Consider the following 24258-nt stretch of genomic DNA (forward strand, 5'->3'; position numbering starts at 1 on the left):
ATTTTATTGTATTAGGCCTCGCCCTGTCTTTCGGACTACATCGGAAGCCACTAAATCTTTGAGTAAGGCATCAAGAATGCCATTTAAAAAATCTTTACTTTTATCGGTACTGTACATTTTTGCAATGTCCACGTATTCATTGATCGTAACCTTGGTCGGAATCGACGGAAATTTTAGAAACTCCGATAGGGCCATCTTGATCAGAACACGATCTACGGTAGCAATACGCTCTATCTCCCAATTCTGCAGAAAGGGAATCAGCTGTTTATCGTAGTCTTCAAAATGTTCCACGATGTCTTCCAACAGGGTCTGACCAAACTCTTCCACCGTTTCATAATCGGGCTTATATTGCTTTAACAATTCTTCATCATCGACGATTCCTTTAATCAATCGCTTCAAAAATCCCTTGACCAGCGAATCATCATCGATCCAGTTGGGGTACGCATCGTAGACCAGTTCAATATACAGGTAATGACTGCACAAGAATTTCCACAATTCCAGCACGATCGTAATATGGTCTTCCACCTGGGGATCTTTGATATCCAGATAATTCAGATATTCCGGGGTTTTGGAGAATTCGAGATATATCTTTTTGGCTTGGGTCGCATCGAGGTATTGGTTGAATGAGTCCTTATTATAATCCCGATAGGTCGCATTCGCCTCAAGAGCTGAAATTACAGGATTCTCATACAACATTGGTCGAAATGCCCGGTCATTCTCAGTAGGGAGGTGTTTGCCTTTCCGCCAATTTTTGTCATTGACTGACATTGCACATATCTGTATGATATTGCGCGTGTTAAAAATCAAAAGCTCATAAGAAGTTGCAACGTGTTGTTTGTAGTTCCGGACCACATTTCGCTCGCTTAGTTCCTTATCCTGAAACCAGCTGTATACGGACTGCATGACTTTTATACGAATGTTTCGTCTGCTTAGCATATCATTGTTGTTTTTGGATGGTTTGACGCAGATCATCGATTGTGAAACTATTGAAGTGCCATTTTTCGAGAATCACTCCATTGCGTACCAACAAAAAACCAGGATTGGAACGAATGATCGTTTTAAGTAATATTTCATCAGCTGTGCCCATGTACAGTTCGCCCCCGACCGCTTCGTTAAGATCGAGAACAGCCTGTTGTCCTGCTCCACCTATGGCCACATAGGTCTTATAGCCCAGTTCATTCATCAACTTTTCTGCAGGAAGTACTTTTTGTTTATAGCGTTCCAGAACATCCCGCGACCACACATATTTTTCGTATTCACGTTCGGCCGGAATCTGGCTCACAATCGTCCGGGTACCGGTGTCCGTCTCCATAAATACGGTATCCGTGCGTACCAATGTTTCTATTTTTGTTTCCGTCCCAGAGGGGCTCAAAACAGGCGAAATCACCCATAAATTGAAATTGGAATCCTGAAGCATCTCATAAGCCATGTCCGAATTATCGACCCCGGTGATGATAAAATCAGACACTTTCGTCGGCTCGATGGTCGGTTCAGTTTTGATCTGATCATATTCCCATTCAGATTTGGGGTACTTTTTAAAGTCTTTGAGGAACTCATCCATGGTGACCTCTTTCGTCTCCCCCGTGATGGTATTTGTAAGTTTGTACCCGAGCACTTCAATCTCACTCATCGCCTGCTCTTCCAATTCCTTTGTAGTACGAACATCAGTGCCTTCTTTGAAAGGACGGAAATCAAACAAAGGCAATATGGCCGTACTGCTGTAATAGGTAAACACCAGCATAAGTAATGTAAAAACAGATGTGGCCAGCAATCGCACATTTGGCGTCCACCACTGATACATGCGGCGATGAAAAACAACAAAAACAATGGCTGGAATAAGAAGAAAAATATCTTTCAAAAAAGAAGTCAACGGACTGAGTTTTAAGAAATCACCAAAACAGCCGCAATCCGACACTTCCATCTGGCCTTCCACCCAGGGGCCCCACTTGGAAAACTCAAAAAATGTAGCTTCAGGCGGAACATATCCAGTCAGATAAGTAAAGCCTGTCAATACCGTAAAAAATGCCACGAGCAACAGAAAAACCCAGGAAATCAGCTTATTTCTCGCACCGATCAGGAGCATAAAACCCACGACCAATTCCAACACAATGACTAAAACCGAAACCGCTACGCCGTGATGTGCCAACAAATCCCACAGTCCGTCCAAAAACTGAAAGGGTGTTCCCGCCAGATGTTTAGAGAAAGCATGAAAGTAGTCTGTCATCTTATACGAGGTCCCCAAAGGATCGATAGCCTTCACAAAACCGGAAATAAGGAAAAACACACCACTAAATGACTGGAGAAACGAAAGTGCCCAATACCGTGTTCTGTGGAATACCAAACCATTGAGTAGGGTGATGAATAACGCAATGGCCGTGATAATGATCAATAATACTGATAGTGTCATATGTTAAAATACGCGTTCGTATGTAAGGTCAAAATGACGCATACCCGAAATTTCGGGTATAATTAAAGTGCAAAGATAACTTTTGTATCCATAGTATAGCGGTATGAACATGATTTTTTTGTGGAACCTTATTCCTTGGCTATTATCAGCAATATTCCTATTTTCCCGCTCATAAAAATGCTGTACAACACACATGGCTGATCAAGAATTCTCCTATCGTACTCTTCAGGGTGGCAGCGAGTCCCTCGTGAAGGACAAAGGGTCAAAGTTCCTGGGGTACGCCCGGTCTGTAGTCTCCGAACAAGAGGCCGACGATTTTCTCACAGAAATCAGATCGATCCACCCCAAAGCACGCCACCATTGTTATGCGTGGCGGATCATGTCGAAGGCAGACTCGTCACCTTCGGAACCTGTCGAATGGTCCAACGATGACGGAGAACCATCCGGTACGGCCGGTCGGCCCATTCTCGGTCAGCTGATCAAAGCAGATGTGACCAATGCCATGATCATCGTAGTCCGCTATTTCGGGGGCACCCTGCTCGGCACTTCCGGGTTAATCCAGGCCTATAAAGCCTGTGCTGAAGCAGTGCTAGAAAATGCTCAGATTATACGAATCATCGAGAAGGAGACCTGGCAGATCGAGTTGGATTTTGGAATCGTCCATCTGCTGGAAGAATGGGCGCCCAAAACCGGGTTTGAAATACTGGAGCGGGAACACCACAGCGTGCGAATGGTGTATACGATGGAAATCGAAAAAAGGAAATCAGATGCCGGACGGAAGGAGTTAATCGCTAAGCTGCTGGATGTATACCCGGCAGAAGTAAATATGGAGAAACTGCAATATGAGACTTTTCAGTTGAGACTTTATTCTTCAAACTGACAACCCCTGATTAGCTCAATTTTTCAGGTATTTGATAATTCACAAAAATATATTCTAGTGCGGCAAGAACAAAGTTCATAAGGCTATTTTTAGATTTTATTCTTGTGTATGCAAAATACTGTCCTGAAAGGACAGCGGTGATTTAGCGATGGGTGCAACCCATCGTAAATTGCATAATAAATTGAGTCCTGTAAGGACGATGCATAAATCATCGCCCTTTCAGGGCTCAATACTATATGCAAAACCAACCGATGGGCTTTACCCATCGCTGTAGCATCATCGTCCTTTCAGGACTTTTTATAATAATAATTCTTAAGAATTCATGGCTGTTATTAACCATACGAACTTCGTTCCGCTTGCACTAGTGCCTCAAAATCTTAATAGCTATAGTTATATTTCCTCTCGGCTGAGCCGAAAATGATTTTCGCAGAAATACTTTCTGACCACGCCGTCGGCTTAATGATATCTGCGTTAATCTGATCTGCAGGAAACAGTGATAACTTTAGGTCGGACAGAGTCTGCGCCGCCTAACCCGCTTTATTCACCACGTCAATCTATCATTACACATAACATGCAGTGTATCAATTCCATAACCCCCAAAATTGGGCATATTACCTAGCCCAATCTTGGGTGACGTTTGACTTTTGCGGGCTAACGGGTGCGATTCCGCCACCCCATCCCTTGTGATTCTGGATAATCCAGGTCAGGAATTAAAACCTCCCCCCAAACACAGAATCCAGGTACACCTCACTCAACCAGCTAATAAGAAATCACCCCCTGGCAACCAATCCGGTGAATCGTGGCCGTCAACACCTGGTGATACAAGATCTCACCATCATTATAACTCCTGTAAATGATATCATAGAGATTATTCGTTTCCAGGTGCTTTGGCACAGAACCAAAGTTTAGGATCTTTTGTAGATCCTTATCATAGAACACCACATTTTGATTAGCTTCATTATATTTTGATGGGGTATTTTTCGCACTGAATACGATATAATCACCCACTCCCAACATCCCGGAATACGAATTATTGATGAAGACGGTTTTCAGATATTTTCCCCTCACATCATAGATATGAATGCTCTTATTCCGGTGATCCGGGAAATATATCTTGTCATCAAGAATGGTAAAATCACCAGTCGCGAATATACTGCCTGGTTCTTTTTCTCCGCTGTCCTTGTGCCACAAATATTTCCCTTCCCGGTCAAAAAGCATGAATTTCTTATTTGGATATTCATTCAACACCCCGATATAATCATCAAACAGTTTTGTTTTGTGCCATCCATCGACCAGCGCATCTATATTGGTTTCCAGAGGGATAAAGTGAAGATTTTTATAAAGATCCGGTGCCAGGATAACCGCAGCATCTTTGGGATCGATCGATATCATAGCTTCCTATTCTGCGTTGGGGAGGGATGAATGATGGTCATCCCTGCAAGACAGTACCATTAAAATCAAAACCATCGAATAACAGCTAATTTTCATGTTACATTTTCATTTTGTATTTCAAGGATTTGTTCTATGAAAATTTTAATATAATTGGCGGATCCACTAAATATACTCAAAATAAAGCAATCGTGTTTTCAACTTTTTGCATTATATGTAGGATATGGTCACCAACGACATACTTTGGAAGGGTATAATCGAAATGAACTTATGGTACGAGAAAGAAGTTATGAATATATTACCAGATCATACAACCATGGGAATAGAAGAACAAATCTTACAATTAGCTGAAGAAAAAGGCCTGGAAAAAAGCCTTGAAAAAGGGACGTGTGGAAACAGAGAAAGAACTAAAAACTACAACCACTCGCATCATGCTACGTGAAGGATTAGGAATTCCTTTAATTTGTAAAATGCTTGACGTACCAAAGAAATTCGTACTTACTATACAAAAGGATATGGAGTCCAGGTGAAATGGTTATTGGGTTATTGTGTTATTGAGTTATTGAGTTATTGAGTTATTGAGTTATTGAGTGAATAACTTTGTAACGGATAACGAAACGAATAGCTTAGTAACTGATAACCAAATCACGGGATATCTGTACAACAAATAACTTAATAACCAGTAACGAATAACTGCGTCACGGCTTCTCCGCTTCAAACCCCAACGCCGCAGAATTCAGACAATAACGGAGTCCGGTCGGTTCTGGCCCGTCATTGAACACATGCCCCAAGTGACCATCACATCGCGCACACAGCACTTCAATGCGCTTCACACCCAAAGAATTGTCTTCTTTTTCCAGGACATATCCCGGTTTAATCGGCTGGTAAAAGCTCGGCCATCCAGTGCCCGATTTGAACTTGGTCTCCGAACTAAACAAAGGAAGTTCACAGGCGCCACATACATACGTCCCTTCTTCTTTATTCTTTAGGAGCTTTCCGGTAAATGCCCGCTCCGTTCCCGCTTCACGCATGACAAAATAAGTCATTTCAGGGAGCTCCTTTTTCCATTCATCATCCGTCTTTTCAATCTTTTCAATATCAGCCGCTTTTTCATTGAGGAACTCTGATTGTCCGGAAGATGGATTGCAGCTCATTAGCCCTACTATACTCATTAGGACCACGAAAAAATATGGGTTATTACGATTCATATTATTTATTTAAAAAGTCCTCGTCTTTTTTCCTCGACCAATTCTCTACCTGTTTGATCAGGGAAGCCACGGAAATAAAAACCAAAAAGGCTATAATCACAAACAAAAACACATTGCGATAGGTTTCCAGATCAAAAATATTTTCGCCACTGATCCAAGTAGCTAACAGGACGCCTATGATCACGAGGCCCGCAAACGCCATCAACGTCTTGTTATAGTATTTTCCGGTGTTCTTTGCATACAGCAGATTGATCGTAGAGAATATGGAGAACACCATACCGGCCGCCATCATATACACCCAAATATTCAGCAAATCCATTGTTTCACCGGCCATCAAAACATAAAGATAGTGGAGAACGAATATGACCAGAAAAACCAGCAGCAAACCGGCAGCCATATAAAATGGATTCTTAAACTTGGCGGTCTCTATCATGATATTGGTTTACCAAAAAGATCATATTCCAGGGCATCGTATATTTTTACATCCACAAAATCACCAATGCGGACGAATGATTCAGCAGGTATGAGAATTTCATTATCCACTTCCGGTGAGTCAAATTCAGAACGACCATAAAAATACTCCCCTTCTTTCCGGTCCACCAACACGCGCATGCGCGCTCCGATGCGTTGATGATTTTTCTTCAAGGAAATATTTCGTTGAATCTCCATTAATCGGTTGACTCTGTCCGTCTTCACTTCTTCCGGTACATCATCTTCAAAATCGTGGGCTGCGGTGTCCTCTTCATGACTGTATGCAAATACTCCGAGTCGATCAAATTCTTGCTCTTTCACAAAATCGACCAATTCCTCAAAATCCGACTCCGTTTCTCCCGGAAAGCCAACCAACATTGTCGTCCGCACAGCAATACCCGGAACCGCCGATCGAATAGTTTGAAGCAACGCTTCGGTCTCTTCCCGAGTGATCTGTCGACGCATCCGTTTTAGGACCGCGTTAGCAGCATGCTGCAAAGGGATATCGAGATAATTGCAGACTTTGGGTTGTTCGCGCATCACGTCAAGAATCTCAAGTGGAAACTTGGTCGGGTAAGCGTAATGCAGCCGGATCCAATCGATGCCTTCCACTTCTGACAAAGCGGTCAATAATTCCGGCAGGGCTCTTTTCTTATAAATATCCAGCCCATAGTAGGTTAATTCCTGAGCGATCAACACCAATTCACGAACTCCGCGGCGCGCAAAGTGACGGGCCTGATCTACCAGACGTTCGATGGGTTGGGAAACATGTTTGCCCCGCATTAGTGGTATTGCACAAAACGCACAGGTACGGTTGCACCCTTCTGAGATTTTTAGATACGCGTAGTGATCCACCGTAGTGAGAAAACGATCGCCAATCAGATCATGCCGGTAATCCGTTTCAAACTTCTGCAAGAGTGCTGGTAACTCCATCGTACCAAACCAGGCATCCACGTCTGGAATTTCTCTTTTCAGATCCTCCTTATACCGTTGACTCAAGCAACCGGTCACATACACTTTTTCGACTTGGCCTTTCTGTTTCCGGTCTACATAATCCAAGATAGTGTTCACAGACTCCTCTTTCGCCAAATCGATGAAACCACAGGTATTAATGATGGCCACATCACAGTCATCAGTCCCTTCATGAACCGCTTCTATCTCATTCGCTTGAAGCTGGGTCATAATATTCTCAGAATCAACCAGATTCTTGGAACATCCCAGGGTGATGACCTTTACTTTTTGCTCGTGAATTCCTTTTGTTCTCACAATATTCCGCCTTTATAAACTTGAAAGGACAAATTTGGCGTTTTGTTTAGTAAATGAGCATAAAGTGAATCGATTTTTTCTATTAATTCTTTTTATAGGGGGACTATTTTCCCCGGGATCAGCCCAGATTAGCCTGCAATCAACCTATCATTCGGGATTAAACCAGGAGGCTGCGTGGCCGGTCTCCAATCAACTGAATGCATCGGTCCATTACTGGACCCGTTTAAAACGGTACAGGCTGGAATTTTTGCCAGGTATACTTTTCCAAAATTTAAGCAATGAAGAACGTACCGATTACCAGAACCTGGGCATCACTGTTCCGGTATCGATATACCCACTGGACTTTGTCAATGACTGTGACTGCCCCACGTTTTCGAAAAATTCTTTTTGGTTTCAGAAAGGTTTTTTTATCCGGTTGACGCCCTCGTGGAGTGCAAATATTAATGCTGAATCGCCCGAAGCTTATGATCAGTTGTTCGGAATCGGCATATCTTTGGGGGTGGATTTTGGATGGTCGGATCTTTTGACAATTACGCCTCAAATTGGATATGATCAGATCCACTCCATATCCGAGGCATCTGGTCGTGGCGGGTACTTACATGCAGGAATAGCTTTTTTATTCCGGCATGATTATCGCAACAGATACCGATAAATCCGTCATTTAATGAGAATATTAACACCTGCAACATCCTAAAGAATGTAATCCACAAAATTACATACCATTGATTGTGTGCACCTTACAGCATATCCATAGGGATAGAACGTTGTAAGCCAATCTCAATTAAATGGCCACAAAAACAGAGTTCTTCTTATCTTCGTATAGAAAGAATAAAACACAGAAATGAGTAAAGATTTAAACAAATATAGCCGACGGTTAACCAAAGATCCTACACAGCCTGCTGCACAGGCGATGCTTCATGCGGTAGGCCTTGATAATGAAGACTTTGATAAAGCACAAGTCGGTATTGTCAGTACTGGTTGGGAAGGCAACCCCTGCAATATGCATCTGAATGACCTTGCCAAAGAAATCAAAAAAGGGGTTCAAGCCGAAGATCTGATCGGACTGATTTTTCATACGATAGGGGTCAGTGACGGAATATCCATGGGAACAGATGGGATGCGGTTTTCGCTGCCCAGTCGTGAAATCATCGCTGACTCCATTGAAACAGTATGTTCAGCGCAGTATTATGATGCGCTCATCACAGTGGTGGGCTGTGATAAAAACATGCCTGGCGCCATGATGGGGATGACCCGACTGGACCGCCCATCGATCATGGTATACGGGGGAACCATTGCCCCGGGGATATTGGGTGGTAAAAAACTGGATGTTGTTTCCGTTTTTGAAGCTCTGGGTCAATTCAGCGCAGGAAACATCACCGAAAAAGAATATTTCGAGGTCATAGAAAATGCTATTCCAGGACCGGGTGCATGTGGTGGAATGTACACCGCAAACACCATGGCATCAGCAATAGAAATGCTGGGGCTCAGCCTGACTTATAACTCATCCATTCCGGCGAACAGTCCGGATAAAATGAAGGAAATGGCCCGTGTCGGAAAAGCCATCCGAATCGCACTGGAAAAAGATCTGAAGCCCTCTGACATTCTGACCAAAACTTCATTTGAGAATGCCATTGCATTGGTGACCGTGTTGGGTGGATCTACCAATGCTGTGTTGCACTTGCTGGCCATGGCTAAAACGGCAGGTATCGATTTGACACTGGAAGACTTCCAACGAGTCAGTGATCGCACGCCCTTGTTGGCAGATCTCAAACCCAGCGGCGTGTACGTCATGGAAGACCTCTATAAGATAGGCGGAGTACCAGGTGTGATGAAAATGATGCTAAAAGAAGATATGATCGATGGGAATTGTCTCACGGTCACAGGGAAGACAGTTGGCGAAGTGCTGGAAGAAGTAGAAGGAATGGAAGAAGGCCAGGAAGTAATACATTCTATCACACATCCGGTAAAGAATACCGGGCACCTTCAAATACTTTATGGTAACTTAGCAACAGAAGGTGCGGTATCGAAAATTACGGGGAAAGAAGGAACCCGGTTCCGGGGTCCGGCCAAAGTTTATGACTCTGAGAAAGAAGCAAACAAAGCCATCATTGACCAGGAAATAGTAGCCGGGGATGTGGTCGTAATCCGGTATTGTGGTCCGAAAGGAGGACCGGGAATGCCGGAAATGCTCAAGCCGACCTCAGCCATCATGGGCGAAGGTCTGGGAGACAAGGTTGCTCTGATTACGGATGGACGTTTTTCCGGAGGAACCCATGGCTATGTTGTAGGGCACATTACCCCGGAAGCACAAATAGGAGGCACCATCGGATTGCTTCAAAACGGAGATATTATTGAGATTAATGCCGAGAAAAATATCATCCAGGTTGAATTGACCGAGGAAGAACTGAATAAGAGACGTGAAAATTGGACCGCACCACCCTTGCGTGCAAAGAACGGGTACTTAAAAAAATATGCTACCTTGGTTTCTACAGCCAGTGAAGGGTGCGTAACTGATCAAGCTTAAAAAACTGATGACATGATAAATGTTAAAAATTCCATTGAACTCGAAGATGTTATCTCGAAAGATCAACAGAAAAACATCAGCGGGGCAGAAGCCGTTATCAAATGCCTGCTTGCAGAAGGCGTAGACACTATCTTTGGTTATCCGGGCGGGGCTATCATGCCCGTGTATGATGCACTTTTTCATTACATGAAGACCATGCGCCATATTCTTCCCCGGCACGAACAGGGTGGGATTCATGCAGCAGAAGGATACGCCCGTGTATTGCGTAAACCAGGGGTGGTCATGGTTACGTCGGGGCCTGGCGCTACAAACCTCATCACAGGCTTAGCTGACGCCATGTTGGATTCGACACCACTCGTCTGTATTTCAGGGCAGGTTTCCAGTGAATTATTGGGTACCGATGCATTTCAGGAGACCGATGTTATCAGTTGTACGATGGCGGTAACCAAGTGGAACTATCAGATCACTCGGGCAGAGGAGATCCCGGAAATATTTGCCAAAGCATTTTATATTGCAAACAGCGGCAGGCCCGGACCCGTATTGATCGATATTACCAAAAATGCACAGTTCGGCATGTTGGATTTCGTTTACAAACAGGTCAAAAAAATCAGATCGTACCGACCGCTGCGAAAACCACTGGATGAACAGCTCAAAAAAGCTGCTCAAATGATCAACAATGCCCAGCGTCCCTATATTTTGGCGGGCCATGGCATTCATATTTCCGGCGCGCAGGACATTTTTAAGGAATTCGTTGAAAAAACAAATATTCCTGTTGGCTGGACGGTCCACGGCATGGGAGTTCTGGACGAGGATCATCCGCTCAACATTGGCATGCTGGGGATGCATGGCAATTACGGACCGAACCTCCAAACTGCAGAATGTGATGTATTAATTGCCATCGGAATGCGGTTTGATGACCGGGTTACGGGAGATGTCAGCAAATTTGCGACACAAGCCCGAGTGATTCACATCGAAATAGATCCGGCAGAAATCGATAAAAATGTTCCCGCAGAAGTAGGAATTTGTGCGGATGCAGGTATGACCCTTAAAAAATTAATCCACCTGGTCGATGCGAAAAATCATGATGACTGGATCAATGAGTTTCACAAACTCTACGAGACAGAAAAGAAAAAAGTCATCGATCGGGCAACCAGTATCGAACCGGACGACAAAAACATCAGAATGGGTCAGGTCATAAATTTACTGGCTGAAATGACAAACGGAAAGGCCATCATTGTTACGGATGTCGGTCAACATCAAATGGCCGCTGCACGGTACTACAAAGCGATGGGCCGAAATATGTTCGTTACGTCCGGGGGAGCCGGAACCATGGGGTTTGGCTTGCCGGCAGCATTTGGTGCCAAAGTCGGACGGCCTGATAAAGAAGTCATATGTATATGCGGTGATGGCGGGTTTCAAATGACCTTGCAAGAACTGGGTATGCTCTCTCAATACAATGTAGGGGTAAAAGTGATTATTCTGGACAACGAATATCTTGGAATGGTTCGACAATGGCAACAATTATTTTTTGATCGACGATATTCTTCAGTAGCTTTGCAGAATCCTGATTTCATAAAAATAGCTGACGGATTTGGGGTACCCGGAAAGAAAATTACAGAAATTGGAGCTTTACAAGAAGGTCTGGAAACTATGCTAGCGACAGATGGTCCTTATTTGCTCCACATCATGGTAGAAAAAGAAGAGAATATTTTCCCGATGGTACCTTCGGGATCCACTCCAGCTGATATGATTCTGGAAAAAGAATAAATTATGAAAAAGGAAGAATTCACCATATCTATTTTTACGGAAGATTTTCCGGGCATCGTTCAAAGGGTAGTCGGTAACTTTACAAAACGCCACATCAATATTATCAGTCTGACGACATCACACTCCTCGGTGAAAGACATTCACCGATTTACGATAGTGGTCGAGATGGAAGAAGAAAAGGTCAAAAAACTGGTGCTTGCGCTCGAACGTTCTGTGGACGTTCTGAAAGCATTTTATTACTTTTCAGATGAGATCGTATACCAGGAGATTGCGCTTTTCAAAGTACCGGCCAGTAAATTCAACGATAGCCTAAAAGTAGAGCGGTTGCTGCGGCGGCATCAGGCGCATGTCTTGTCGCTGGACCAGGATTTTGTAATGATCGAAAAAACTGGTCATGAAGAAGAAATTGACAATTTACTCGCCGATTTAAAAGATATCGGCATCTATGAATTTGTACGTTCAGGGCGTGTTGCGGTTACCAAGCAAATGGAACCCCTGAACAGATACTTGGAATCCATTCAAAAATTAGCAATAGAAAACCATTAAAAAACTTTAACGAAATGGCAAAAATGAATTTTGGCGGTGTCGAAGAGTCCGTCGTAACCAGAGATGAATTTCCCCTGGCGAAAGCCCAGGAAACCTTAAAAGATGAAGTGATTGCCGTCATAGGATATGGCGTACAGGGACCAGGACAAGCGCTTAATCTTCGTGACAACGGAATTAATGTTATCGTCGGTCAGCGAAAACCATCGAAATCGTATGATAAAGCCATCGAGGATGGATTTGTTCCTGGAGAAACCCTCTTCTCAATAGAAGAAGCACTGGAAAAAGGAACCATTATTATGTATCTGCTATCCGATGCTGCTCAAATCGAGCTGTGGCCGACGGTCAAAGAAAAATTGACCCCTGGAAAGGCGCTTTATTTTTCTCACGGGTTTGGAATCACCTACAATGATCAGACCAACATTATACCACCAGAGGGTGTAGATGTGATCCTGGTAGCCCCCAAAGGCTCGGGAACTTCACTGCGCAGATTCTTCCTTGAAGGAAGAGGACTCAACTCCAGTTTTGCAATCCATCAGGATGCCACAGGCAAAGCCAGAGACCGGGTTGTTGCATTGGGTATTGCCGTCGGTTCGGGCTACCTGTTTGAGACTACTTTCAAACGCGAAGTGTACAGTGATCTGACTGGTGAGCGTGGAAGCCTTATGGGTGCTATTCAAGGATTGTTCGAAGCACAATACAACGTATTGAGAAAAAACGGACACTCCCCTTCGGAAGCTTTCAATGAAACCGTCGAAGAGTTAACCCAATCGCTCATGCCTCTGGTAGCTGAAAATGGCATGGACTGGATGTACGCCAACTGCAGTACCACAGCACAACGTGGCGCCTTGGACTGGAAAGATAAATTCCGCGATGCTGTGGCTCCGGTATTTGAAGATCTGTACGCCAGTGTAGCCTCCGGAAAAGAAGCCAAACTATCGATCGATTCCAATAGTCAACCGGACTATCGAGAAAAACTGGAGGTAGAATTGGCAGAGCTTCACGATTCCGAATTGTGGCAAGCGGGCAAGCAAGTGCGCAAACTGCGACCTGAAAATGCCTGATATGTCCAAAGCAATACTAGCAGATTCATCTCTGCTAAATATGGAAATGATTGAACAGGCGGCAGAAAATCTTTCTGCCGTCGTTCAATACACGCCGCTAGTACGCAGCGAAGTCTTATCTGAACGCTATGAATGCAATGTATGGCTCAAGCGGGAAGATATGCAGAAGGTACGATCCTATAAAATAAGAGGAGCCTACAATAAAATGGCTTCAGTAGACCCGGATGCATTACAGAATGGGATCGTCTGCGCCAGCGCCGGTAACCATGCACAGGGAGTTGCATTATCCTGCAGGATGCTGAATGTGCCAGGCACCATATATATGCCCAACACAACCCCAAACCAAAAGGTTAAAAAGGTGGAGTTCTTTGGTAGATCACTCGTAACCATTCATTTGGTCGGTGACACCTTTGACGACTCGTATCGATTGGCCATGGAAGATGCGAAGACCAACCATAAGGTCTTTATTCATCCATTTGATGATCCGCACATCATCGCAGGTCAGGGCACAGTTGGATTGGAAATACTTGAAAAATCTCAATCATTTGATATTGATTATCTTTTTCTGCCTATAGGAGGAGGTGGCTTGGCAAGTGGCGTGGGAACCGTATTCAAAAAGCACAGTCCTTCGACACGAATCATCGGACTGGAACCGGAGGGCGCTCCTGCCATGTATGAATCCTTGCGCCAAAATCACCTGGTGACGCTGGAAAACATTGACCCGTTCATTGATGGGGCGGCAGTGCGACGTGCTGGTGAAAGAACCTTTGAGATCTGTAAAGAAGTGATCGATGACATTACCCTGATTCCGGAAGGCAAAGTATGCACGACCATTCTTCAAATGTACAATGAAGAGGCTATTGTCGTAGAACCCGCCGGCGCCATGAGTATTTCTGCATTGGATTTTTATAAGTATCAGATCAAAGGGAAAAATGTGGTTTGCGTCATCAGTGGCGGGAACAATGACATAACCCGAACGGAAGAAATCAAGGAAAAATCACTCATTTACGAAGGATTAAAACATTATTTTATCATCAATTTTCCACAAAGAGCCGGGGCATTGCGCGATTTCCTGAACAATGTGCTGGGGCCAAGGGATGATATTGCATTCTTCGAATACGTCAAAAAAACAAGCCGTGAATCTGGCCCTGCCATTGTGGGTATTGAACTGAACGAAGTGAATGATTACCAGGGTTTGATCGACCGTATGAAGAAATACGACATTAGTTTTCACAATCTAAATGACGATTCTACTTTATTTGAACTCTTGATTGGCTAGTCGTCTCCTCATTTATTTGTGTTTTATTTATCCGCCAGCCTCCCCAGGACTCATGTGCGGACCCCCGGTAACAGTTCGTGTTGCAGATAACTTTAACAGCTCGTTTATACCTATTCATTCTTGCTATCTCGTTTCATACATAAGAATCCGGTTGGATCTGAAATCCTTCCGGACTTGAAATTGGATCTAATTTTTCGTATGTTTAGAATCATATGAATGATGCAGAAGCGTTGCCAGACAAAGCGTTGGGCTCCTTTGTGAAGTTTAACATTCTGGTAAGCCTCCAAAAGCCTTCTAAACCGTCAACAATTAAAAAGAATGAAGAATCTATTTTTATCTATTTGCCTGATTATTCCGCTGATAGCGTTTGGTCAAAAGGAAAACGAAACCTATAAAAACGTATCGGACGGTCTGATTCGGATGTTCAATGCGGAGAATTACGCAGGCGTCTATGAGATGTATTCCCCGGTACTTCGTAAATTTCAAAATCAGGAAGAGTCTCAGAAATATCTCTCGAATGTGCGGAATAAGTATGGCAAGATAACTGAATGTCAGTTTATAAAATTTCAACAAAATTTTGGCGTATATCAGGCGACGGCCGAAAAAGGCACCTTATTAATACGAATCTCGCTCGATGATCAGCGCCGGTTAGTAGCACTCAACTTTTCACCAAAAAAATAGAAGTCGTTCATTTTACGAAAAAAGCAGTATTGATCCCAATTGATACTGCTTTTTTTTTACCTGCTCGTCAAGACTCACCTCATCTTCAGATATCCAAATAAGGCAACTATGAAAAGCAAAAAAATTTCTTTCCAGAATCAACATGGAGAACAATTATCCGCACGCATCGAATTCCCACCAGAGGGACAGATCAAGTCCTACGCTATTTTTGCACATTGCTTCACCTGCGGGAAAAATGCATATGCTGCACGGCATGTGGCCAGGCAACTGGCGTTGCATAATGTGGCCGTTATGCGATTTGACTTTACAGGGATTGGGGAGAGCGAAGGAGCCTTCAGCCAGACCAATTTCACTTCGAATGTTTCCGACATTATCGAAGCAGCCGGTTACTTGTCCGACCATTACGAACCTGCCAGCCTGCTGATTGGTCATTCATGGGGAGGCACGGCAGCATTGGTTGCAGCGGGTGAACTCGATGAGATCAAGGGCGTATGTACCATCGGCAGCCCCTATGATCCGAGTCATATCGACCATATCCTCAGTGACCATCTGGAGGAAATAAATCAAAAAGGTCATGCTCAAATCCAACTCGGTCCCAATTCGATCAGGATCAAACGCCAATTTCTCGATGACATCCAACAACACAGCCACATGAAAGGACTGGAAGATTTAAAAAAGCCATTGCTTATTTTTCATTCACCACAAGACCGTGTGGTAGGTATTCAAAATGCTGCCCAGATCTATAAAGCTGCCCACCACCCCAAAAGTTTTCTCTCTCTCGACCAATCTGACCACATGCTGAGTGAAAAGCGTTTTGTCCACTACACGGCTGCTATGATCGCGAACTGGGCTGACCACCATTTGGGGATTCAGCCGGAAACAAGTCCGGCGGTTAAAACACCTTATCAAACCATATCGCGAATATCCGAACCCGGTTACACGACGCAAATCTGGTCTGGAAACCACCATTGGATAGCGGATGAACCACTCCGCATCGGGGGTGAGAATCTGGGACCGACACCCTATGACATGTTATCGGCAGCTCTTGGAACGTGCACTGCCATGACCTTGCGGATGTACGCCAACCGAAAAAAATGGGACCTGAAAGAGGTCGAGGTACATGTAGAAAATAATAAAGAACATGCCGATGATCTTCCGGAAAACGACAAAAAGAAAGCTAAGATTGACGTTTTTCGTCGATACATCGAAGTAAAAGGAGCCCTTGATCAGCAACAAATAGACCGTCTCCTGGAGATTGCTGATAAATGTCCGGTGCACAAAACACTTTCCACCACCAACAAAATCATCACTGAATTAATAAAATAGGGCTTAAAAAAAGACCCTCCCCTGAATTGGGAAGGGTCTAAGGAATTTTAATTCTATATAATCAACTTAGCTACCCAAGTAATGTTTTAGTAATTTACTTCGTGAAACAGACCGAAGTTTATTGATGGCCTTGTCCTTGATCTGACGCACTCTCTCCCGAGTCAAACCAAATCGGTCTCCAATGTCTTCCAGCGACATGGGATGCTCCTCCCCGATTCCAAAATACAACTTGACCACATCGCACTGACGTTCGGTGAGTGTGTTAAGGGATCGTGCTATTTCCGTCCTAAGAGATTCATTGTATTCCAACTTCTTATCGGTGCTGTGAATGTTATCATTCTCGAGCACATCCAACAAGGAGTTATCCTCTCCATCCACAAAAGGTGCATCCATGGAAACGTGCCGGGCAGCTACCCCGAGTGTCTTCTCCACTTCCTCCGATCCTATTTCCAGGATCTCAGCCAATTCATCCGAACTCGGTTCTCGCTCATATTCCTGCTCTAGCTGAGAAAAGGCTCTATTGATCTTGTTCAGGGATCCTACTTTGTTCAGCGGCAAACGCACTATTCTTGATTGCTCGGCCAGTGCCTGCAGAATAGACTGCCGGATCCACCACACTGCATAGGAAATAAATTTGAAACCCCGTGTCTCATCAAATCGTTTAGCAGCTTTGATAAGACCAAGATTGCCTTCATTGATCAAGTCACTCAATGACAGTCCTTGGTTTTGATACTGCTTGGCTACGGACACCACAAATCGCAAGTTAGCCTTGGTTAAGTTCTCCAGAGCTTGCTGATCACCTTGTTTAATTCTTTTTGCCAAATCCACTTCTTCTTCAGGCGTAAGCAAATCCACTTTGCCTATTTCCTGTAAGTATTTCTCAAGAGATTGACTCTCCCGGTTCGTAATCGACTTGGTAATTTTTAACTGCCTCATGTAAATTTTTTCTTATATATAGTAAATACAATTCCTGAAATAATTTGCAAAGATACCACTTTACCATTTATTCCATTCACTTTAACCATCACAAATGACAAATGTTTAGAATGCAAAATTAGTTCCAAAGAATAAAAAAGCTTGAAATAATTTGGTAATATGGGGAAATTAAATTTTCTTTTGCCCTTAAAACAAATTACAATGCAAAGAGTTTCTTTCGATATTGAGTTTTTATTCAAAGCTTCGCCCACTATTTTGTATAAATTTCTCACGACACCATCCTGCCTAGTACGTTGGTTCTGTGAGAGTGTAGACATTACAGGCGATACTTATACGTTCGAATGGAATGGTTTTGAAGAGACCGCTTTTATGATTGATGACATCGAAGAAGAGCGCGTGCGATTCCAATGGGAAGAATACCCGGAAGAATTCTTTGAATTCAAAATAGGCACTTCACCGGTGACTAATGAAACCATTCTAACCATTACCGATCATTGCGATGATGATGAAGTAGAGGAACAAAAAGACCTATGGGATTCACAGATTGAAAAATTGCGACGGGAAACCGGTGGATAGATTAGCACTTAAAAACAATTGAACCAAGTTCTGCCGGCCCACATGGAATTTTTCATAGCAGCTGCAGTCAACTGCTATTCTGCAGCTGGTGCCAATTTAAATACCATGCCGTCCAGGGCATCGCTGATCGTGAGCTGACAGCCTAAGCGGCTATTCTCTTCCACGAAGAAAGCCTGGTCAAGCATATCTTCCTCTGCATCAGAAGGATCAGGAAGGTTATCCCCCTCCACTACATACACGTGACAGGTGGAGCAAAGCGCCATGCCGCCGCATGTTCCCAAAACAGGCAAATCACTTGCCTTACAAACTTCCATCAAATTCAACCCCATGTCCGTGGGTACCTCAATAGGATGTTTTGTATCTTCACGGTCGATAATCGTTATTTTTATCATTGTTCCTGTTTTAGGATGCAAATATACAATCCTGGCAATTTTATCCACACATTCAATATTAGATTATGAGAAATATTCAAATGGTTGATTTGCAAAGCCAATATAAAGCCATTCAACATGAAATAGACCAAGGCATGAAAGCTGTTCTTGACTCGGCCGCTTTCATCAAAGGTCCCCAGGTCAGAGACTTCGAGACGAACCTCCAGGAATACCTGGACTGTCGCCATGTCATCGGTTGTGGCAATGGAACCGATGCACTTCAGATTGCATTGATGGCTCTTGATCTTCCTCCAGGTAGTGAAATTATCGTCCCGGATTTCACGTTTATAGCCACCGCGGAAGTGGTATCACTTCTGGGTTATGTTCCCGTATTTGCTGATGTATCCAAAGAAACCTTTAACATTGATCCGGACAGCATCCGAAAAAACATTACATCAGATACTTCTGCCATCATACCCGTCCACCTCTTCGGTCAAAGCTGCGACATGACAGCCATAAAAAACATCGCCGAGGAACATGACCTGCGCATCATAGAAGATAATGCACAGGCCATAGGATCGTATTACAATAATAATGGAAGCAAAACTGCTTTAGGTACCATCGGTGACATTGGATGCACCTCCTTTTTTCCTTCAAAAAATCTGGGTGCGTATGGCGATGGTGGTGCACTTTTCACCCAGGATGATGCCTTGGCAAAAAAAATCCAGATCATTGCTAATCACGGTATGGAAACGCGCTACTATCATGATGTTATCGGTGTCAATTCGCGACTAGACACCCTCCAGGCCGTCGTTCTCAATGTTAAACTAAAACATCTCGACAAATACAATCAAGCCCGGCGGAAAGCAGCTCATATGTACAACAGTTTCTTTGAACACATCCCTGAAATAATCACTCCACGGGAAGTCGAATATTCCCGGCACGTCTTCCATCAATACACGCTCCGCATCCAGGATGACCACCGCGATCCTATTACGCAACGCTTAAAGGATAAAAACATCCCGCATGGAATTTATTATCCAGTGCCTTTGCATAAACAACAAGCCTTCCAAGGGAAAATGGCACGCCACGGTGATTGCAGCCGTTCACTGGAATTGACGCGCGAAGTCATCTCTTTACCGATGCATACCGAACTCACACCCGAAACCATTGAATACATCGCCCAGACGATCACTACCTATTTTAAATAGAGTAGAATGGATCCAAGAAAATCGGCTAAAATACTGGGCTATAATCTTCCCGAGCACCGAAAGAACATAGCCCATTACATGTGGACTATTTTTACAGAGTCTACCCAGCTGACCACGCAGGATCTCAGGGAATTTCCTTTTATCATCGATCGCGATGGGCCATTCCCCATCTCCAAATCATTTGATGATATTCTACACGGGAGCGTGAACAACATTGTTGACAGGTATCGCCTTCCCGAAGGCTTGGATGAATTCAGAAACGAAGAACCTATCGCTTGTGCGTTTTACCTGATGAACAGTCTGCATGAATCTCTCTTGCCCGAATACAAATGGGATAAATACCAAAGGTACCCCTACCAGGAGTCCATCCAATATGCCAATGATTTAATGGAAGTCAACTATGTCCAGGAAATATTTGATCATCAGTATCAAAAAATTTGCGGGAAATCACCACCCCGGATGAACAGCCGCATCATGTGGTCACACGATATCGATTATTTGTACAGTGCCTGGAAAAGTGACCTGATCACGGCCTACAGGACCCGGCAAAGGACCCGGATACCTAGTCTGCTATACAAAGCGCTGACACGTCCCCATCGATGGAACAACATCGAGCAGATCCTACAACTGGAAAAACAAGTTGGTATTCATTCATTATTCTTTTGGATCACAGAACATGGTAAAGCTGCAACAACAAATGATCACTACATCGATCATGCTGATTACTCTTTTCAAAATAAGAACGTTCGCCGGCTTTGGAACAAAATAGTTCAGGCCGGATCAGAAAACGGCCTGCATAAAAGTGCATTCAATTCTTCTTTCCGCGATGAAATGAATAAACTGCCCGATCAAGTTACGATCAACCGCAATCACTTTTTAAAATTGAATGTAACCAAGCACTATAAGGCTCTCGAAAGTTCAGGTCTGAGATACGATGCTTCCCTCGGATTTCCAGAACATCATGGATTTCGCAATTCTTTTGGTCGTCCTTTTCATCCTTATAATATTCCTAAAAATCGTCCGTATTCGTTTATTGAAATCCCACTTCACCTCATGGACACTACTTTTCTAACCTATTATGGATGGGATAAATGCGAAATGATGACGAGAATGAAAGAGTTTATAAATCAACACAAATACGCTTGCACACTCAGTATTTTACTGCACAATTCACACTTTGACTTTCACGATACCGCCGAGGTAGAACATTGGCACCAATTCTTTTATTCTCAGCGCTCTATGCATAGCGTACTCCCCACTCAGATCGGTTCAGAATCAAGGCCGTTTAATTGATGTTTTTCAAAAGAATTATAACATTTTAAGATAATTCCCCAAAATAAGTTTGGATTTTAAATTTCAACATCTTACCTTGTAACTGTTTCTTTTGGGGTTTAGCACGGGAGGAGTCTCTTATCTTATTTAGACTCCTCCGTTTTTTTGTCCGACGCTATATGTAGGCACCTTGCTGTACCAAGAATCCTCTATTTCTATTTCGGCTCTCCATTCTATTGATTTTACCGTTCTTCGAATGAATTCACACCAGCCGGATTCAAAAGTTTGCCCGCTGTACGGTGCATTAGATGTTTGGGAAAATTCATTTTACGCTTTATAAATACAGCGCTAAGAATTAAAAATCTTATATTGCTAATGGCGTAATACGGTTCACCAGATAACAATCGAGTGCAAATGGGAAGTGCAGAAAAAAATCGACTCCAGGAAAATTTTAATTACAAAAGATATTGGCACAAATGGGGCCCCTACCTCAGTGAAAGACAATGGGGAACAGTCCGCGAAGATTACAGTGCTGATGGCTCTGCCTGGACTTATTTCCCCCATGACCATGCCAGAAGCCGGGTGTATCGATGGGGTGAAGATGGCATCGGTGGAATTACCGATACACGTTGCAGAATCTGTTTCAGTCCGACATTTTGGAATGGAAAGGATCCCATTCTCAAGGAACGGCTTTTTGGATTGAGCGGCCTGGAAGGGAATCATGGAGAAGACGTAAAAGAACTCTATTTCCACCTCGAAAACAGTCCTTCCCATGCGTATATGAAGTATTTGTACAAATACCCGCAAAATCCGTTCCCTTACGAGGACTTACTGAGAACAAACGCCAGCCGGTCTAAAAACGACCGGGAATATGAAATCCTTGAAACCGGGGTTTTCGACAACAACGCTTATTTTGACCTCTTCATAGAATATGCCAAAGCCGATGCCGAGGATATACTGATTCGTATAACCGCTCACAATCGAAGTACCAAAGACGCAGAATTATATGTTTTACCTTCAGTATGGCTTCGCAATTTATGGTCATTTCACGATGTTATGGGGGAATACTTCATTGAAAAAAGAAAAAATGAAGACGGCTACGGTAGTGTTGAAGTATACCAGCCTGAACGGGGCCATTACCATTTTTATTTTGAGCGACCTGATCGTTGGTTGTTTACTGGTAACGAAACGAATACAGAACGGTTGTATGATATACCCAATCAAACCCCGTATGTCAAGGATCTGTTTCATACCATGATTCTGGAAAATGACTTCACTCTAATGGATGGTAAAACTTCTGGGACCAAGTTCGCACCAATGTACCAAAGAATGATTTCCGCCGGAGACTCGGTGAATTTCAAAATGCGCTTAAGCCAAAAAGTACACCACAGCAATCCGCTAAAGAATTCTTTTAAAGACGTATTTGACACACGGATCAAAGAATCGGATGCCTACTTCAGAAGTATATCCACAGCAGAAGATGAAGCACAGTTTCAAATCCAGAAACAGGCGCTCTCCGGCATGATGTGGAATAAACAATATTACCACTTTGACATCAACCAATGGTTAAATGGCGATCCGAATCAACCCGCCCCGCCCCAGGAAAGAAAAAAGGGTCGAAACGCCCAATGGATTCATTTGCACAATGAAGATGTATTGTCTATGCCAGACAAATGGGAATTTCCGTGGTATGCCACCTGGGATCTCGCTTTTCATACGATTTCAATTGGCTTGATGGATCTTGAATGGGCGAAGCTTCAGCTCAACAAGGTATTGCGGGAATGGTACATGAGTCCACGGGGTCAAATCCCGGCCTACGAGTGGAATTTTTCTGATGTCAATCCTCCAGTTCATGCCTGGGCTACATTTGAAATATACAAAAGTGAGAAACAAAAAACCGGAAAAAAAGACATTCAGTTTTTAAAACGGGTATTTCACAAGCTCAATATGAATTTTACCTGGTGGGTAAATCAAAAGGATCGCCGCGGAAATAATGTCATGGAAGGCGGTTTTCTCGGTCTGGACAATATTGGCATATTCAACAGGAGCGAAGAAATTCCCGGAGTCGGATTTCTGGAACAGGTGGACGGGACAGCATGGGTATCCATGTTTGCACTCCGCATGCTTCAGATGGCGATTGAAATTGCCGTGGTAGACCCTTCGTATGAAGACATGGCAACCAAATATTTTGAACACTTTGTCTACATCTCAGCCGCTCTCAATAAGATCGGTAAAGATTGGGTGGGATCCTGGGATGAGCAGGACGGATTTTTTTACGACCTATTGATTAATCCCGAGAAGAAAAGTTATCGGCCGATTAAAGTCAGATCGCTGGTGGGTCTCTCCCCTTTATTTGCTTCCTCTATTTTGCGACGCAAAGACCTCGACAAACTTCCGACATTCACCCAGGGCATCAAATGGTTCTATGACTATCGTCGCAAACATTACGAATATGAAGTGCTTGAGGATTATGATGAAAACGAGGATATTCTCCTTTCACTGGTCCCAAAATCCAGACTTAAAAGACTGATTGATGCTATGGGAGATCCGGAAGAATTCTTTAGCCCGTACGGCATCCGATCCCTGTCCAAACAATACGAAAAAGCACCTTATGTATTTACAGTCGAAGGAAAAGAATACCGCATCAAGTATAGTCCCGGCGAATCCACCACCACGTTATTCGGCGGAAACTCCAATTGGCGAGGTCCCGTTTGGTTTCCCATAAACTATCTGATCATAAAAGCCCTGCGGGAATACCATTCTTTTTATGGCGACTCTTTTCATGTCTGTCACCCTCATAACCCCGACAAGTCCATTACGCTGGATGAGTTATCCACTCTGATTCAACGAAATCTCATTTCGATCTTTCTAAAAGATAGTCAAGGTAATCGACCCGTTAACCAGCAGCATGCAGACTGGTTCAAAGATCCTCATTTCAAGGATTATATTTTATTTTACGAACACTTTCATGGCGATCACGGAAGGGGACTCGGTGCGTCTCATCAAACAGGTTGGACTGGGTTAATTGCTAATTTAATCAATGATGTAGCTACAGAAAACAAATAAACCCTATAAACGCAAAACTTC

Annotated in this window: 22 protein-coding genes; 14 read left to right on the forward strand and 8 right to left on the reverse strand. The window is 43.6% G+C overall.

Annotated elements, in window-relative coordinates; genetic code table 11:
- Positions 1–3 precede the first annotated feature (3 nt).
- Positions 4–936, reverse strand: coding sequence for a transcription antitermination factor NusB (nusB, locus tag KUV50_RS16900; protein ID WP_222581371.1), 933 nt, complete (start codon positions 934–936; stop codon positions 4–6).
- A gap of 1 nt (position 937) precedes the next feature.
- A complete protein-coding gene (locus KUV50_RS16905; protein ID WP_222581372.1) occupies positions 938–2407 on the reverse strand; it encodes a hypothetical protein in 1470 nt (489 codons plus the stop codon).
- A 193-nt stretch (positions 2408–2600) separates the two neighbouring features.
- Between KUV50_RS16905 and KUV50_RS16910 the strand changes: the two genes are divergently transcribed.
- Positions 2601–3287 (forward strand): IMPACT family protein, encoded by a 687-nt coding sequence (locus tag KUV50_RS16910; protein ID WP_222581373.1) that lies wholly within the window; start codon positions 2601–2603, stop codon positions 3285–3287.
- 759 nt (positions 3288–4046) lie between these two features.
- Here KUV50_RS16910 and KUV50_RS16915 read toward each other — a convergent pair.
- Complete coding sequence (locus tag KUV50_RS16915) at positions 4047–4679, reverse strand: 6-bladed beta-propeller (protein WP_222581374.1); 633 nt, start codon at positions 4677–4679, stop codon at positions 4047–4049.
- 286 nt (positions 4680–4965) lie between these two features.
- On the opposite strand from KUV50_RS16915, the gene KUV50_RS16920 reads away from it, so the two are divergent.
- Positions 4966–5118, forward strand: a complete 153-nt coding sequence (locus KUV50_RS16920; RefSeq protein ID WP_222581375.1) for a hypothetical protein — start codon at positions 4966–4968, stop codon at positions 5116–5118.
- Positions 5119–5374: 256 nt separating this feature from the next.
- On the opposite strand, the gene msrB is transcribed toward KUV50_RS16920, so the two are convergent.
- Genes msrB through rimO form a run of 3 tightly spaced genes read right to left on the reverse strand, consistent with a single transcriptional unit; the run spans position 5375 to position 7621 of the window.
- A complete protein-coding gene (msrB, locus tag KUV50_RS16925; RefSeq protein WP_222581376.1) occupies positions 5375–5884 on the reverse strand; it encodes a peptide-methionine (R)-S-oxide reductase MsrB in 510 nt (169 codons plus the stop codon).
- Between the two features lies 1 nt (position 5885).
- Positions 5886–6317 (reverse strand): hypothetical protein, encoded by a 432-nt coding sequence (locus KUV50_RS16930; protein WP_222581377.1) that lies wholly within the window; start codon positions 6315–6317, stop codon positions 5886–5888.
- Positions 6314–7621 (reverse strand): 30S ribosomal protein S12 methylthiotransferase RimO, encoded by a 1308-nt coding sequence (gene rimO, locus KUV50_RS16935; RefSeq protein WP_222581378.1) that lies wholly within the window; start codon positions 7619–7621, stop codon positions 6314–6316. The genes KUV50_RS16930 and rimO overlap by 4 nt, the downstream gene beginning before the upstream one ends.
- A gap of 64 nt (positions 7622–7685) precedes the next feature.
- Between rimO and KUV50_RS16940 the strand changes: the two genes are divergently transcribed.
- The 8 genes from KUV50_RS16940 to KUV50_RS16975 all read left to right on the forward strand — a co-directional run bounded on the left by KUV50_RS16940 (position 7686) and on the right by KUV50_RS16975 (position 16805).
- Positions 7686–8273, forward strand: a complete 588-nt coding sequence (locus tag KUV50_RS16940) for a hypothetical protein (RefSeq protein WP_222581379.1) — start codon at positions 7686–7688, stop codon at positions 8271–8273.
- Between the two features lie 189 nt (positions 8274–8462).
- Positions 8463–10145 carry a dihydroxy-acid dehydratase gene (ilvD, locus tag KUV50_RS16945; RefSeq protein ID WP_222581380.1) on the forward strand — a complete coding sequence of 561 codons (1683 nt, stop codon included), beginning with the start codon at positions 8463–8465 and terminating at the stop codon, positions 10143–10145.
- A gap of 12 nt (positions 10146–10157) precedes the next feature.
- Positions 10158–11912, forward strand: a complete 1755-nt coding sequence (gene ilvB / locus KUV50_RS16950; protein WP_222581381.1) for a biosynthetic-type acetolactate synthase large subunit — start codon at positions 10158–10160, stop codon at positions 11910–11912.
- A 3-nt stretch (positions 11913–11915) separates the two neighbouring features.
- Positions 11916–12458 (forward strand): acetolactate synthase small subunit, encoded by a 543-nt coding sequence (ilvN, locus tag KUV50_RS16955; RefSeq protein WP_222581382.1) that lies wholly within the window; start codon positions 11916–11918, stop codon positions 12456–12458.
- Positions 12459–12472: 14 nt separating this feature from the next.
- On the forward strand, positions 12473–13519 hold the full coding sequence (gene ilvC / locus KUV50_RS16960) for a ketol-acid reductoisomerase (protein ID WP_222581383.1): 1047 nt from the start codon (positions 12473–12475) through the stop codon (positions 13517–13519).
- A gap of 1 nt (position 13520) precedes the next feature.
- A complete protein-coding gene (gene ilvA / locus KUV50_RS16965) occupies positions 13521–14798 on the forward strand; it encodes a threonine ammonia-lyase (protein WP_222581384.1) in 1278 nt (425 codons plus the stop codon).
- Between the two features lie 318 nt (positions 14799–15116).
- Positions 15117–15479 (forward strand): DUF3887 domain-containing protein, encoded by a 363-nt coding sequence (locus KUV50_RS16970; RefSeq protein WP_222581385.1) that lies wholly within the window; start codon positions 15117–15119, stop codon positions 15477–15479.
- A 108-nt stretch (positions 15480–15587) separates the two neighbouring features.
- The gene (locus tag KUV50_RS16975) at positions 15588–16805 is read left to right on the forward strand and encodes a bifunctional alpha/beta hydrolase/OsmC family protein (protein WP_222581386.1); all 1218 of its coding nucleotides are present in this window, start codon (positions 15588–15590) and stop codon (positions 16803–16805) included.
- 66 nt (positions 16806–16871) lie between these two features.
- Here the strand turns inward: KUV50_RS16975 and KUV50_RS16980 are convergent, their stop codons facing one another.
- A complete protein-coding gene (locus KUV50_RS16980) occupies positions 16872–17741 on the reverse strand; it encodes an RNA polymerase sigma factor RpoD/SigA (RefSeq protein WP_222581387.1) in 870 nt (289 codons plus the stop codon).
- A gap of 201 nt (positions 17742–17942) precedes the next feature.
- Between KUV50_RS16980 and KUV50_RS16985 the strand changes: the two genes are divergently transcribed.
- Positions 17943–18317 carry an START-like domain-containing protein gene (locus KUV50_RS16985; RefSeq protein ID WP_222581388.1) on the forward strand — a complete coding sequence of 125 codons (375 nt, stop codon included), beginning with the start codon at positions 17943–17945 and terminating at the stop codon, positions 18315–18317.
- Positions 18318–18391: 74 nt separating this feature from the next.
- Here the strand turns inward: KUV50_RS16985 and KUV50_RS16990 are convergent, their stop codons facing one another.
- Entirely contained in the window at positions 18392–18709 is a 318-nt protein-coding gene (locus KUV50_RS16990; protein ID WP_222581389.1) for a 2Fe-2S iron-sulfur cluster-binding protein, read from the reverse strand.
- A 65-nt stretch (positions 18710–18774) separates the two neighbouring features.
- Here KUV50_RS16990 and KUV50_RS16995 point away from each other — a divergent pair, with 65 nt between their 5' ends.
- The 3 genes from KUV50_RS16995 to KUV50_RS17005 all read left to right on the forward strand — a co-directional run bounded on the left by KUV50_RS16995 (position 18775) and on the right by KUV50_RS17005 (position 24237).
- Entirely contained in the window at positions 18775–19899 is a 1125-nt protein-coding gene (locus KUV50_RS16995; protein ID WP_222581390.1) for a DegT/DnrJ/EryC1/StrS family aminotransferase, read from the forward strand.
- Positions 19900–19905: 6 nt separating this feature from the next.
- Positions 19906–21192, forward strand: a complete 1287-nt coding sequence (locus KUV50_RS17000; RefSeq protein ID WP_222581391.1) for a DUF7033 domain-containing protein — start codon at positions 19906–19908, stop codon at positions 21190–21192.
- A gap of 393 nt (positions 21193–21585) precedes the next feature.
- Positions 21586–24237: an MGH1-like glycoside hydrolase domain-containing protein gene (locus tag KUV50_RS17005; RefSeq protein ID WP_222581392.1), complete on the forward strand. Its 2652-nt coding sequence runs from the start codon at positions 21586–21588 to the stop codon at positions 24235–24237.
- The last annotated feature ends 21 nt before the right edge of the window (positions 24238–24258 follow it).

The sequence above is a fragment of the Membranihabitans marinus genome, from assembly GCF_019802045.1.
Classification (GTDB): Bacteria; Bacteroidota; Bacteroidia; order Chitinophagales; family Saprospiraceae; genus Membranihabitans; species Membranihabitans marinus_A.